Raw genomic sequence first — 12,825 nt, forward strand, 5'->3', positions numbered from 1 at the left:
GCTGCAGGCCCTCGGTCTGTACGCAGACCGTGATAAGGTTCCCCCCAAAATCCGCACAGCCCAAGGGATGCCCCATGCCGCATGCAAGCACGCTTCAACCGGGATTCATGGTCGTTCACGGCAACCACCTGGATGAACTGCGTGGCCTGGTGGTGAGCCTGATGCGGCGTTATCCGCTGGCACCCCTGGAAAACGAGATGGTGCTGGTGCAGAGCAACGGTATCGCCCAGTGGCTCAAGCTGGCCCTGGCCGAAGACCCGCAGGACGATGACCAGGGCGGTTGCGGCATCGCGGCCGCCATCGATGTGCAATTGCCTGGTAGCTTCATGTGGCAGCTGTACCGCCGGGTACTTGGCCGCGAAGAGATTCCTGAAACCTCCCCGCTCGACAAGGCGCCCTTGACCTGGCGCCTGATGCGCCTGCTGCCGGAAGTGATCAATCAGCCGCATTTCGAGCCGTTGCAGCGCTTTCTTACCGATGACAGCGACCTGCGCAAGCGCTACCAGCTGGCCGAGCGCCTTGCCGACCTGTTCGACCAATACCAGGTGTACCGTGCCGATTGGCTGAAGGACTGGGCAGCCGGACGTCACGTGCTGAGCAACGCTCGTGGCGACTCCCGTGCGCTGGCCCCCGCCAACTGCTGGCAGGCAGAGCTGTGGCGTGCCTTGCTGCTGGATGTGGGGGAGGAAGGCATGGCCCAGAGCCGTGCCGGCGTGCACCAGCGTTTCGTCGAGCGCATCAATGCACTGGAACAAGCCCCCCAGGGCCTGCCGTCGCGGGTCATCGTGTTCGGCATTTCTTCGTTGCCGGCCCAGGCCCTTGAAGCGCTGGCAGGCCTGGCACGTTTCAGCCAGGTGCTGCTATGCGTGCACAACCCCTGCCGTCACCACTGGGCCGATATCGTCGCCGACAAGGACCTGCTGCGCCATCAGTACAAGCGCCAGCAGCGCAAGCAAGGCATGCCCAGCCTGATCGACGCCGACACCCTGCACCAGCATGCCCATCCGCTGCTTGCGGCCTGGGGCAAGCAGGGCCGGGACTACATCAACCTGCTCGACAGCTACGATGACCCGGGCAGCTATCGCAACGTGTTCAGTGACGGGCGCATCGACCTGTTCACCGAAAACGGGCAGGCCACTCTGCTCAACCAGTTGCAGGACGACATTCTCGAACTGCGCCCATTGGTCGAGACCCGCGCCTTGTGGCCCGCCGTCGACCCGGCCAAGGACCGCTCGGTGCGTTTTCATGTGGCCCACAGCGCGCAGCGCGAGGTCGAGATCCTGCACGACCAGTTGCTCGCCCGCTTCAGCGCCGATCCCGGTCTGCGCCCGCGCGACGTGATCGTGATGCTGCCGGACATCAACACCTATGCGCCCCACATCCGCGCCGTGTTCGGCCAGCTTGGGCGCAACGACCCGCGCTACATTCCCTTCACCCTGACCGACCAGGGCCAGCGCGGCCGCGACCCGCTGCTGATTGCCCTGGAGCACCTGCTCAAGTTGCCGGACAGCCGCTTCCCGGTGAGCGAGATTCTCGATCTGCTGGATGTTCCCGCCCTGCGTGCCCGCTTCGCGATCAAGGAAAGCGACCTGCCCACGTTGCACCGCTGGATCGAAGGGGCCGGCGTGCGCTGGGGCCTCAATGCACAGCAGCGTGCCGGCCTGGGCCTGCCCGATGACCTCGAGCAGAACAGCTGGCGATTCGGCCTGCGTCGCATGCTGCTGGGCTATGCGGTGGGCACGGGCGACAGCTGCGACGACATCGAACCCTATGATGAAATCGGCGGCCTCGATGCTGCCCTGATCGGCCCGCTGGTGGCCCTGCTCGATGCGCTCGAGGTGGCCCATGCCGAGCTCTCGCAGCCGGCACCGGCGGCGCAATGGGGCACGCGCCTGCATGCCCTGCTGCAGGTGTTCTTCCTGGCCGAAACCGAACACGATGACTACCTGCTGGTGCAACTGCAGGGCCTGTGCGAAACCTGGCTGCAAACCTGCGAGTCGGTCGGGCTCGAGGACGCCTTGCCGTTGACGGTGGTGCGCGAAGCCTGGCTCGCCGGCCTGGACCAGGGGCGCTTGTCCCAGCGCTTTCTGGCCGGCTCGGTGAACTTCTGCACCCTGATGCCCATGCGTGCCATCCCCTTCAAGGTGGTGTGCCTGCTGGGCATGAACGATGGTGACTACCCGCGTGCGCAGCCGCCGCTGGACTTCGACCTGATGGGCAGCGACTACCGCCCCGGCGACCGCTCTCGACGCGAGGACGACCGTTACCTGCTGCTCGAAGCGTTGCTGTCGGCGCGTGAGCAACTGTACGTCAGCTGGGTGGGCCGCAGCATTCGCGACAACAGCGAGCGGCCGGCGTCGGTGCTCATCGGCCAGTTGCGCGATCACCTCGCCGCCGGCTGGCGCAGCCCCAAGGCCAAGGCCGACGACCCAGTGGAGGGCGGTCTGCAACTGTTGCACGCCTTGACGCAGGAACACCCCCTGCAACCGTTCAGCGCCCGCTACTTCCACAAGCACAGCAACCTGTTCAGCTATGCCAGCGAATGGCGCGCCCTGCACCTGCCGCCAACGCAGTTGCCGACCGAGGCCGACCAACTGGAGCCTTTCGTGCCCGAAGAACCCCTGAGCCTGACCTTGCTCCAGGACTTCATGCGCCACCCCGTTCGGCACTTCTTCAGCCAGCGCCTGAAGGTGTTCTTCGAAGCCGCCGAAGCCCCCCTGGCCGACGAAGAGCCCTTCGTGCTCGACGCCCTGCAGCGCTACAGCCTGAGCGAAAGCTTGCTGGGCGCAGCCCTGGCCGACCCCACCAACAGCACCGACGCCCTGCAGGCCCAGGCCCGTCGCCTGCAACGCAGCGGCATGCTGCCGCTGGCCGGCTTCGGAGAATGCCTGCAGGCCGAATTGATCGAGCCATTGCCCGACCTGCTGTTGCGACACGCTCAACTGCTCGGCCAATGGCCAACCCTGATCGACAGTGCGCTGCCGATCAGCTTCGAGTATCGCCAGCTGCGGCTCGAAGGCTGGCTGGGGCGGGTGTACCAGCGTGACGACCAGGCGCTGCTGAGCATCACCACCTTGCCCAACGGCATCAGCAGCGGCAAATCACTCAAGTGGCACCGACTGGTGGCGACCTGGGTCATGCACCTGGCAGCGTGTGCCGTGGGGCACCGGTTGAGCAGCGCAGTGGTCGCCACCGACGTGACCCTGTTGCTCGACCCGCTGGAGCAACCGCGTGCCGCGGAACTGCTTGGCGACCTGCTGGTGGCCCGGCAGGCCGGCATGAATGCGCCGCTGCCGGTGGCGATCAAGACCGCCTTCACCTGGCTCGGCCAGAGTGACCCTGAAAAAGCCCTGACGGCCGCAGCCAAGGCCTACGACGGCGACGGCCAGAACACCCGCGGCGAGCGCAGCGAAAGCACCGCACTGGCCCGGCAGTTCAGTGATTTCGCGGCGCTGACCGCGAGTGAAGAATTCGAGGGCTGGTGCGAGGCACTGTACCGGCCGATGTTCGAAGCCGCCTGGCAACGCCTGGGCAGTGAAGAGGCGCATCCATGACTGCCCACGCACACCAGCCGCCGCTGGCACTGACCTTCCCGCTGCACGGCAGCCAACTGATCGAAGCCAGTGCCGGTACCGGCAAGACCTTCACCATCTCTGCCTTGTACCTGCGCCTGGTGCTCGGCCATGGCGGCGAGCAGGGCTTCGGGCGCGAGCTGCTGCCGCCACAGATCCTGGTGGTGACCTTCACCGATGCGGCCACCAAAGAGCTGCGTGAGCGCATTCGCACCCGCCTGGCCGAAGCGGCGCGGTTCTTCCGTGGCGAACTGCCCGAAGCCGACCCCTTGCTGGTGCAACTGCGCGAGCACTACGCCCCGGACACCTGGCCCGCCTGCGCCAACCGCCTGGACGTTGCCGCGCAGTGGATGGACGAAGCCGCCGTCTCGACCATCCACAGCTGGTGCCAGCGGATGCTGCGCGAGCACGCGTTCGACAGCGGCAGCCTGTTCACCCAGACCCTGGAGACCGACCACAGCGAGCTGCTCGGCCAGGTCATGCGCGACTACTGGCGGCGCTTCTGCTACCCCATGCACGGCGAGGCCCTGGCCTGGGTGCGCAGCCACTGGAGCAGCCCCGAGGCATTGCTGCCCAGGGTGCGCGCGCTGTTCGGCCGCACGCGGAGCGAGGAAGACAGCGCCGACCCACAGGCGCTGATCGAAGCGGTGGTGCAACAACGTGCCGAACGGCTGCGCCAGCTCAAGGCGCCCTGGGCACAGTGGGCCCAGGAACTGCTGCAACTGTGCCATGCCGCACATGCCGCCAAGCAGGTGGACGGGCGCAAGATGCAGCCGCGCTATTTCGAACCCTGGTGCGAGAAGATCGCGGCCTGGGCCCAGGACGAGCAGGCGGTGGAGCTGGATATTGGCACCGGGTTCACCCGCTTCACCCCGCAAGGCATGGCCGAAGCCTGGAAGGGCGAGCCGCCCAGCCACCCGGCGCTGGATGCCATGCCCGGCCTGCGCCTGGAGCTGCAGGCGTTGCCGACCCCGGACGCCCGCCTGCTCGAACACGCCGCCAACTGGGTGTCGAAACGCTTCGAGCAGGAAAAGCGCCGCCGCGCCGAAATGGGCTTCGACGACATGCTGCTGCGTCTCGACTCGGCCTTGGGCGGGACGGCCGGCGAGCGCCTGGCCGGGCTGATCCGCGAACAGTTCCCGGTGGCCCTGATCGATGAATTCCAGGACACCGACCCGGTGCAGTACCGCATCTTCCAGCGTATCTATCGCATCGAGGAGGACGTGCGCGAAACCGGGCTGTTCATGATCGGCGACCCCAAGCAGGCCATCTATGCCTTCCGCGGCGCCGACATCTTCACCTACCTGGGCGCCCGACGCGCCACCCACGGACGGCTGCACAGCCTGGATACCAACTACCGCTCAAGCCAGCCGATGGTCGATGCGGTCAACCATGTATTCATGCGCGCCGAACAGCGCGAGGCCGGTCGCGGGGCGTTCCTGTTCCGCGACGGCGCCGAGAACCCCGTCCCCTTCGTGGCGGTCAGGGCGCAGGGGCGCAAGGAGCACCTGCAGGTCGACGGGCAGCCCCTGGCAGCGCTCAACCTGTGGCACCTGGCAAGCGACGAGCCGCTGTCCGGCGCGGTCTATCGCCAACAGGTAGCCGCCAGCTGCGCCACCCAGATCGTCAGCCTGCTCAACGGCGGCCAACTGGGCACCAGCGGCTTTGTCCAGCCAGGCCAGGCGTTGCGTGGCTGTTTGCCATCGGACATTGCGATCCTGGTTCGCGACGGTCGCGAGGCCCAGCTGATCCGCGCCGAACTGGCCGCCCGCGACGTACGCAGCGTCTACCTGTCGGACAAGGACTCGGTGTTCGCCGCCCAGGAGGCACACGACCTGCTGGCGTGGCTCAAGGCCTGCGCCGAACCCGACAGCGAGCGCCTGCTCAAGGCGGCGCTGGCCAGCGTCACCCTCGACCTGCCGCTGACCCGGCTGGCCCAGCTCAACCAGGACGAGCGGGTGTGGGAACACTGGGTCATGAAGTTCCGCGACTATCGCCACCTCTGGCGCACCCAGGGCGTGCTGCCGATGCTGCGTCACCTGCTGCACGACTTCGACCTGCCCCAGGTACTGATGCGCCGCAGCGATGGCGAACGGGTGCTGACCAACCTGCTGCACCTGGCCGAGCTGCTGCAGCAGGCGGCCACCGAGCTGGACGGCGAGCAGGCGCTGATCCGCCACCTGAGCGAACACCTGGCCAGCTCCGGCCAGGCCGGTGAAGAACAGATCCTGCGCCTGGAAAGCGACGAGCAACTGGTCAAGGTGGTGACCATCCACAAATCCAAGGGGCTGGAATACCCGCTGGTGTTCCTGCCCTTCATCAGCACCGCCAAGCCGGTGGACGGAAAGCGCCTGCCCCTGGGCTGGCACGACGCCCAGGGCAATGCCCAGCTGACCCTGACCCCTGATGCCGAGCAGATCGCCCTGGCCGATGACGAGCGCCTGGCCGAAGACCTGCGTCTGCTCTACGTGGCCCTGACCCGTGCCCAGCACGCGTGCTGGCTGGGGGTGGCGGACCTCAAGCGCGGCACCGGCAAGGAGTCGCTGCTGCACCGCTGCGCGCTCGGCTACCTGCTGGGCGGCGGCGCTGTACTGCCGGCTTCCACCGCCCTTGAGGGCTGGCTGCAGGCATTGCAGGAAGGTTGCGCGACCATCCACAGCCAGGTATTGCCGATTGCCGACACCCAGCGCTACCAGGCCCCGCGCAACACCGCCGAGCTGCTTCCGGCCCGCCAGCCGCGCCGCCGCGCCGCAGAGAACTGGTGGATCGCCTCCTACAGTGCACTGCGCATCGGCGAGGAGCTGCTCACCGCCGACAGCTCCCAGGCCCAGCAACTGCTCGATGACGAACCGGCCGATCCGCAGGCCCTGCGCGAGGTCGTGGCGACGGGCGGCGACATCCACCGCTTCCCGCGTGGCCCCAACCCCGGCACCTTCCTCCACGGGCTGCTCGAATGGGCCGGTCACGAAGGCTTCGGCCAGGTGGTCGCGGCGCCCGAGCAACTGCACAAGACCGTGGCCCAGCGCTGCAACCGGCGCGACTGGACCGGCTGGATCAACACCCTCGGCAACTGGCTCGAACACCTGCTGAACGCACCGCTGCACCTGGCACCGGACAGTGCGCCGGTTGCCCTGGGCCAGTTGAGCCAGTACCAGATCGAGATGGAGTTCTGGTTCGCCAGCCATCAGGTCGACGTGCTGGCCCTCGACCGCCTGGTATGCACCCACACCCATGACGGCGCGGCCCGACCTGCCGCGCAGTCGGCGCTGCTCAATGGCATGTTCAAGGGCTTCATCGACCTGGCATTCGAGCACGACGGGCGCTACTACGTGGCCGACTACAAGTCCAACTGGCTGGGCACCGACGACCAGGCCTACAGCGAGCTGGCGATGGAGGGCGCGATCCTCGAGCATCGCTACGACCTGCAGTACGTGCTGTACCTGCTGGCCCTGCACCGTCAGTTGCGTGCCCGCCTGCCCGACTACGACTACGACCGGCATGTGGGCGGCGCGGTGTTCCTGTTCCTGCGTGGGGTGCACGCGGCCAGCCAGGGCTTGTACTTCATCAAGCCGCCGCGCGTGCTGATCGAGCGGCTCGATGCCCTGTTCAGCGGCGCAAGCGCACCGCAGCAACCTGATCTGTTTTCCGGAGACAGCGCATGAGCCGCACGTTCGACGACCTGTTGCCCACCCCTCTGGATGCCGGGCATCTGGCGGCCCTGGCGCCGTTGACGGTGGGCGCCGACCTGCTGGCGCTGCTCGATCGATGGGTCGAGCGCGGCTGGCTGCGAGCACTGGACCGCGCCTTCGTGGCCTTCCTCGGCGAACGCGACCCGCAGGCCGACCCGCTGGTGCTGCTGGCCGCCGCACTGGCCAGCCACCAGTTGGGGCACGGGCACGTGTGCCTGGACCTGGCCGAAACCCTGGCCGAGCCTGACTTTGCCCTGTCGTTGCCACCCGAGGGCGATGCCCTGGCCGGCCCCTTGCTGCTGCCTTCGCAACTGCTGGAGCGCCTCGATCTGGCCACCTGGTGCCAGCGCCTGCAAGGCAGCGCGCTGGTTGCCCTGGGCAGCAGCGAAGCGCAGGCTTCGCGCCCCCTGGTGTTGAGTGGGCAGCGCCTGTACCTGCGCCGCTACTGGGCCTATGAACGGCGCATCGACAGTGCCCTGCGCGAACGCCTGGAACAGGCCGAACCCACGCCCGCCGATTTGCGCGCCCGCCTGGATGCGCTGTTCGAAGGCTCGGCGCTGGCCGGTCAGGTCGACTGGCAGAAGCTCGCCTGCGCGCTGGCCACCCGCAGTGCGTTCAGCATCATCACCGGCGGCCCCGGCACCGGCAAGACCACCACCGTGGTGCGCCTGCTGGCCCTGTTGCAGGCCCCGGCCGTGGAGGTCGGGCGCCCGTTGCGTATCCGCCTGGCCGCACCGACCGGCAAGGCAGCGGCGCGTCTTACCGAATCCATCGGCCAGCAAGTGGAGCGGCTGGCCGTCAGTGACGCCGTGCGCAGCAACATCCCCAGCGATGTCTCCACCGTGCACCGCCTGCTGGGCAGCCGCCCGGGTTCGCGACATTTTCGTCACCACGCCGGCAACCCGTTGCCACTGGACGTGCTGGTGGTCGACGAGGCCTCGATGATCGACCTGGAAATGATGGCCAACCTGCTGGCGGCGATGCCGGGGCATGCGCGCCTGATTCTGCTCGGGGACAAGGACCAGCTGGCGTCGGTCGAGGCCGGCGCAGTGCTGGGCGACCTGTGCCGCGATGCCGAGGCCGGGCGCTACAGCGCTGCCACCCGCAGCTGGCTGGAGCAGGTCAGTGGCGAGTCGCTGGCCGGCAGCGGCCTGGTCGAGGGCGATGCCCAGCGCGACCCCTTGCCCCAGCAAGTGGTGATGTTGCGCCATTCGCGCCGCTTTGGTGAGGGCAGCGGTATCGGCCAGCTGGCGCGCCAGGTCAATGGCCAGCAGCCGGAGCAGGCCCGTGCGCTGCTCGAGCAAGGTCTTGCCGACGTGCACAGCCTGCGCCTGAGCGGCGAGCACGACCGCAAGCTCGACACCCTGCTGCTGCAGGGGCTGGGCCGCGGTGGCGACAGCCCGCAGGGCTATCGTGAGTACCTGCACCTGATTCGCCAGACCCGCCCGGCGCCGGATACCGCCGCTGACGATCCACGCTGGGAGGCGTGGGCACTGAAGGTGCTGCGCGCCTTCGAGCGCTTCCAGCTGCTGTGCGCGGTGCGCAAGGGCCCCTGGGGCGTCGAGGGCCTGAACCAGCGGGTCGGCAAGGTGCTGACGGCGGCCGGTCTGATCGATGGCGAACAGCCCTGGTACGAAGGTCGCCCGGTGCTGATGACGCGCAACGACTATGGTCTGGGCCTGATGAACGGCGATATCGGCATTGCCTTGCGCCTGCCGGACGCCCAGGCCTCCACACCGTTGCTGCGGGTGGCGTTTCCTCGGAACGATGGCCAGGGCGGCGTCAGATTCGTCCTGCCCAGCCGGTTAAGTGAGGTTGAAACCGTGTACGCCATGACGGTGCACAAGTCCCAGGGCTCGGAGTTCTCCCACACGGTTCTGGTGCTTCCCGACGCCTTGAACCCGGTGTTGACCAAGGAACTGATCTACACCGGCATCACCCGCGCCAAGGACTGCTTCAGCCTGATAGAGCCGCGCCAGGGCATTTTCGAGGAGGCGGTGCGGCGCAAGGTCAAGCGTATTTCCGGGCTGATGCTGGAACAGGTGTAAGGCGCCGGCGCAGCCGACGATTCGGCTGATCCGCCCTTGGAGGCGACCTCGCGGGAAAAGCAGGCGTTATGCTATCTTGCCCCCACGCAAGGCATGGTCTTAAGAGATTTCCTATATGAAGGTCGCCGCCCTTACACCGGGACGTGTAAAACGCTGGAGGCTCATGCTGCTGGCGGCGTTGGTGCTGGTACTTCCGCTGCACGGCATGGCCCAGGGCGCCGCAGCCGCCACACTGGCCGAGCAGCGGGCCAAGGCAGTGACCCAGGTGGTACTGGGTATCCTCAGTTACGCGCGCTGGCCGGTGGAACCCGAACAGCTGCGCCTGTGCCTGATCGGCCCTACCGAATATGCCGACGACCTGGTCAAGGGGACCACCCAGGCCACCGGCCGGCCGCTGACCGTACGTCGTCTGCTGGCGGGGGATCCGCGTATCCTCACCCAGTGCGACGCGGTGTACATCGGCAAGCTCAGTGGCGAGGCGCGCAGCCAGCTCATCAGCGCGATCAACGGCAAGCCGGTGCTGAGCATCAGCGAAGCGGATGACCCCTGTACGGTCGGCAGCCTGTTCTGTCTGCGGGTCAAGGACACCCAGGTGGCCTTTGACGTGAACCTCGACTCGGTGGCGCGCAGCGGCGTGCGCATCCATCCCAGCGTGCTGCAATTGTCGCGGCGCCGAGCGCTGCAGCCATGATCGGCTGGCTCAAGACACGCGAACGGACCACGTTGCGCGCGGTGCTCAGCCGCGGGCACCTGGGCGTGGCTTTGCTGGCCATCGGGCTGGCCGGCATCTCGCTGACCGTGCTGGGGGTGCTGGCATTGCGCGTCTATGCCAACCACAACCTTCACCTGATTGCCCGTTCGATCAACTACACCGTCGAGGCCGCGGTGGTGTTCAACGACAGCAGCGCCGCCAACGAAGCCCTGGCGCTGATTGCTGCGGCCGAGGAAGTGGCCAACGTCAAGGTCTTCGACGATGCGGACCAGTTGCTGGCCAGTTGGGAGCGCAGTGAAGGCGGCATGCTCGACCAGCTGGAGCTCAAGATCGCCCGGACCCTGCTCGAAGAGCCGATCCGGCTGCCGGTGGTGCACCAGGGCCAGCAGGTGGGGCGCATCGAGCTGGTTGGCCAGGGCGGCAGCCTGATGCGCTTTCTGCTCAGTGGTCTGGCGGGCATCCTGCTGTGCACGGCGCTCAGCGCGGTGAGTGCGCTGTACCTGTCGCGCCGGCTGTTCGCCGATATCGTGGGGCCCCTGCGCGGGCTGGCCAGCGTGGCCCATGCGGCGCGGCGCGAACGCAGCTTCGACCGGCGCGTGCCCTCCACCCAGATCGCAGAACTCAACGAGCTGGGCAACGACTTCAATGCCCTGCTCGACGAAATGGAAGCCTGGCAAAACCACCTGCAGAGCGAGAACGAGACCCTGGCCCACCAGGCCAGCCACGACAGCCTGACCGGCCTGCCCAACCGGGCGTTCTTCGAGGGCCGCCTGAGCCGCAGCCTGCGCAACGCGATCAAGCATGGCGACGGGCTGGCGCTGCTGTTTCTGGACAGCGACCGCTTCAAGGAAATCAACGACAGCTACGGTCATGCCGCAGGCGACGAGGTGCTGGTCGCCGTGGCCAGCCGGGTGCGTGCGCAGCTGCGCGAGCACGACCTGGTGGCGCGTCTGGGGGGGGACGAATTTGCGGTGCTGCTTACCCCTCTGCATCGCTTCGAGGATGCCCAGCGTATCGCCGACAAGATAGCCGCCAGCATGAGCCTGCCTATCCGCCTGCCGGACGGGCAGTGCGTCGTTACCTCGTTGAGCGTTGGCATCGCAGTGTTTCCCGATGACGGCCGTACCCCGGCCGAGTTGCTCAATGCCGCCGATGCGGCGATGTACCAGGCCAAGCGTCACACCCGTGACGGGCCCCAGTCGGCAGAGGCGGAGTTCTCTGCGTCCAGCGCAAAAACAGGAGCTGAACCGTGATTCACCTGACTCGATACCTTCGCTTGCACCTGGCCTTTCTGGCCCTGGCCCTTTTCGCCCTCGGCGGCTGCCAGACCCCGCCGCCCAAGGGCCTGACCCCCGAGCAGATCGCCGTGCTCAAACAGGAGGGGTTCACCCCCACCGACGAGGGCTGGACCTTCGGCCTGTCCGGCAAGGTGCTGTTCGGCAGCGACCTGGATGCACTCAACACCCAGAGCCGCGAGATCGTCGAGCGTATCGGCAAGGCGCTGCTGTCGGTGCACATCGAGCGGGTGCGGGTGGATGGCCATACCGATTCATCCGGCAAGGCCAGCTACAACGAACAGCTGTCGGCGCGCAGGGCGGCCAGTGTGGCCAGGGTGCTGGTGGGCGTGGGCATGCGCCCGGAGAACGTCGAGACCCGCGGCCTTGGCAGCCGCGAGCCGGTGGCCAGCAACGACACCGCCGCCGGGCGCACCGAAAACCGCCGCGTGGCGATCGTGGTCGCCTCCGACTAGTCGGCAAAACTCATCGTGTGCGACTCGCCCATCAGCAGGGGCGCGTTGCGCTCGGTCACGTCGCGGATGTAGTCCCACAGCAGCGTGATGCGCTTGAGCTTGCGCAAGTCTTCCCGGCAGTACATCCAGAACTGCCGGGTAATCTCCACTTCCCCCGGCAGCACCGGCACCAGCCGCGGGTCCTGTGCGGCCAGAAAACACGGCAGGATGGCCAGCCCGCGACCCTGCTGGGCCGCCACGTACTGGGCGATCACGCTGGTGCTGCGCAGGTGTGCGGTGGCGGTGGGCAGCAGGTTGGCCAGGTACAGCAGCTCGGAGCTGAATGCCAGGTCGTCCACGTAGCTGATGAACGGGTGTCGGGCCAGGTCGCTGCTGCGCAGGATCGGCTCGTGGTTGTCCAGGTAGTCGCGGGTGGCGTACAGGCGCAGGCGGTAGTCGCACAGCTTGCAGCACACATAGGGTCCGTGTTCCGGGCGCTCCAGCGCGATCACGATGTCGGCCTCGCGTTTGGACAGGCTGATGAAGTGCGGCAGCGGCAGGATATCCACCGAGATCGCCGGGTAGGCATCGACAAAGTGGCTCAACTGCGGGGTGATGAAGAAGCTGCCAAAGCCTTCGGTGCAGCCCATGCGCACATGCCCCGACAGCGCCACGCCCGAGCCGGACACCTGCTCGCAGGCCATGTGCAGGGTGCTCTCGATGGCCTCGGCATAGCTGAGCAGGCGCTGCCCCTCGGCGGTGAGCACGAAGCCGCTGGTGCGCGACTTTTCGAACAGCAACGTGCCCAGCGCCACCTCCAGCGAACTGATGCGCCGCGACACCGTGGTGTAGTCCACGCCCAGGCGCTTGGCCGCGCTGCTGGCCTTGCGCGTGCGCGCCACTTCGAGGAAGAACTTGAGGTCGTCCCAGTTCAGCGACCCCAGGGATGTGATGTTTTTTTGCATGTTGGTCCGGCTTTTATGTGCGTTCTTATTAGAAGTTTGCACATCTATACTCCAATTCAGCCCAGGACCCAAGCACCGTCGCGGCTGCCGCGTCGGCGTTTCTCTCCCTA

Annotated in this window: 7 protein-coding genes; 6 read left to right on the forward strand and 1 reads right to left on the reverse strand. The window is 67.2% G+C overall.

Features of this window, described 5'->3' with window-relative positions; genetic code table 11:
* Window positions 1-74: 74 nt before the first annotated feature.
* The 6 genes from recC (at window position 75) to NP552_RS25305 (ending at window position 11,771) form a co-directional block, all read left to right on the forward strand.
* Window positions 75-3,554, forward strand: coding sequence for an exodeoxyribonuclease V subunit gamma (gene recC, locus NP552_RS25280; RefSeq protein WP_274097289.1), 3,480 nt, complete (start codon window positions 75-77; stop codon window positions 3,552-3,554).
* Complete coding sequence (recB, locus tag NP552_RS25285) at window positions 3,551-7,234, forward strand: exodeoxyribonuclease V subunit beta (RefSeq protein WP_274097290.1); 3,684 nt, start codon at window positions 3,551-3,553, stop codon at window positions 7,232-7,234. The genes recC and recB overlap by 4 nt, the downstream gene beginning before the upstream one ends.
* A complete protein-coding gene (gene recD / locus NP552_RS25290; RefSeq protein ID WP_058540754.1) occupies window positions 7,231-9,309 on the forward strand; it encodes an exodeoxyribonuclease V subunit alpha in 2,079 nt (692 codons plus the stop codon). The genes recB and recD overlap by 4 nt, the downstream gene beginning before the upstream one ends.
* A gap of 115 nt (window positions 9,310-9,424) precedes the next feature.
* Window positions 9,425-10,000 carry a YfiR family protein gene (locus NP552_RS25295; protein ID WP_043860717.1) on the forward strand — a complete coding sequence of 192 codons (576 nt, stop codon included), beginning with the start codon at window positions 9,425-9,427 and terminating at the stop codon, window positions 9,998-10,000.
* Complete coding sequence (locus NP552_RS25300; RefSeq protein ID WP_043860716.1) at window positions 9,997-11,274, forward strand: diguanylate cyclase domain-containing protein; 1,278 nt, start codon at window positions 9,997-9,999, stop codon at window positions 11,272-11,274. The genes NP552_RS25295 and NP552_RS25300 overlap by 4 nt, the downstream gene beginning before the upstream one ends.
* 5 nt (window positions 11,275-11,279) lie before the next feature.
* Window positions 11,280-11,771, forward strand: a complete 492-nt coding sequence (locus tag NP552_RS25305; RefSeq protein WP_054916704.1) for an OmpA family protein — start codon at window positions 11,280-11,282, stop codon at window positions 11,769-11,771.
* Here NP552_RS25305 and NP552_RS25310 read toward each other — a convergent pair.
* Window positions 11,768-12,715, reverse strand: a complete 948-nt coding sequence (locus NP552_RS25310; protein ID WP_043860715.1) for a LysR family transcriptional regulator — start codon at window positions 12,713-12,715, stop codon at window positions 11,768-11,770. The two genes, NP552_RS25305 and NP552_RS25310, sit on opposite strands and share 4 nt — an antisense overlap.
* Window positions 12,716-12,825 lie beyond the last annotated feature (110 nt).

Origin of the sequence: Pseudomonas sp. 8209 (assembly GCF_028682105.1) — a bacterium.
GTDB lineage: Bacteria > Pseudomonadota > Gammaproteobacteria > Pseudomonadales > Pseudomonadaceae > Aquipseudomonas > Aquipseudomonas palmensis.

Coding starts and splice junctions, on each gene's coding strand:
- recC (WP_274097289.1), top strand. CDS start 75: ATGCCGCATGCAAGCACGCTTCAACCGGGATTCATGGTCGTTCACGGC.
- recB (WP_274097290.1), top strand. CDS start 3,551: ATGACTGCCCACGCACACCAGCCGCCGCTGGCACTGACCTTCCCGCTG.
- recD (WP_058540754.1), top strand. CDS start 7,231: ATGAGCCGCACGTTCGACGACCTGTTGCCCACCCCTCTGGATGCCGGG.
- NP552_RS25295 (WP_043860717.1), top strand. CDS start 9,425: ATGAAGGTCGCCGCCCTTACACCGGGACGTGTAAAACGCTGGAGGCTC.
- NP552_RS25300 (WP_043860716.1), top strand. CDS start 9,997: ATGATCGGCTGGCTCAAGACACGCGAACGGACCACGTTGCGCGCGGTG.
- NP552_RS25310 (WP_043860715.1), bottom strand. CDS start 12,715: ATGCAAAAAAACATCACATCCCTGGGGTCGCTGAACTGGGACGACCTC.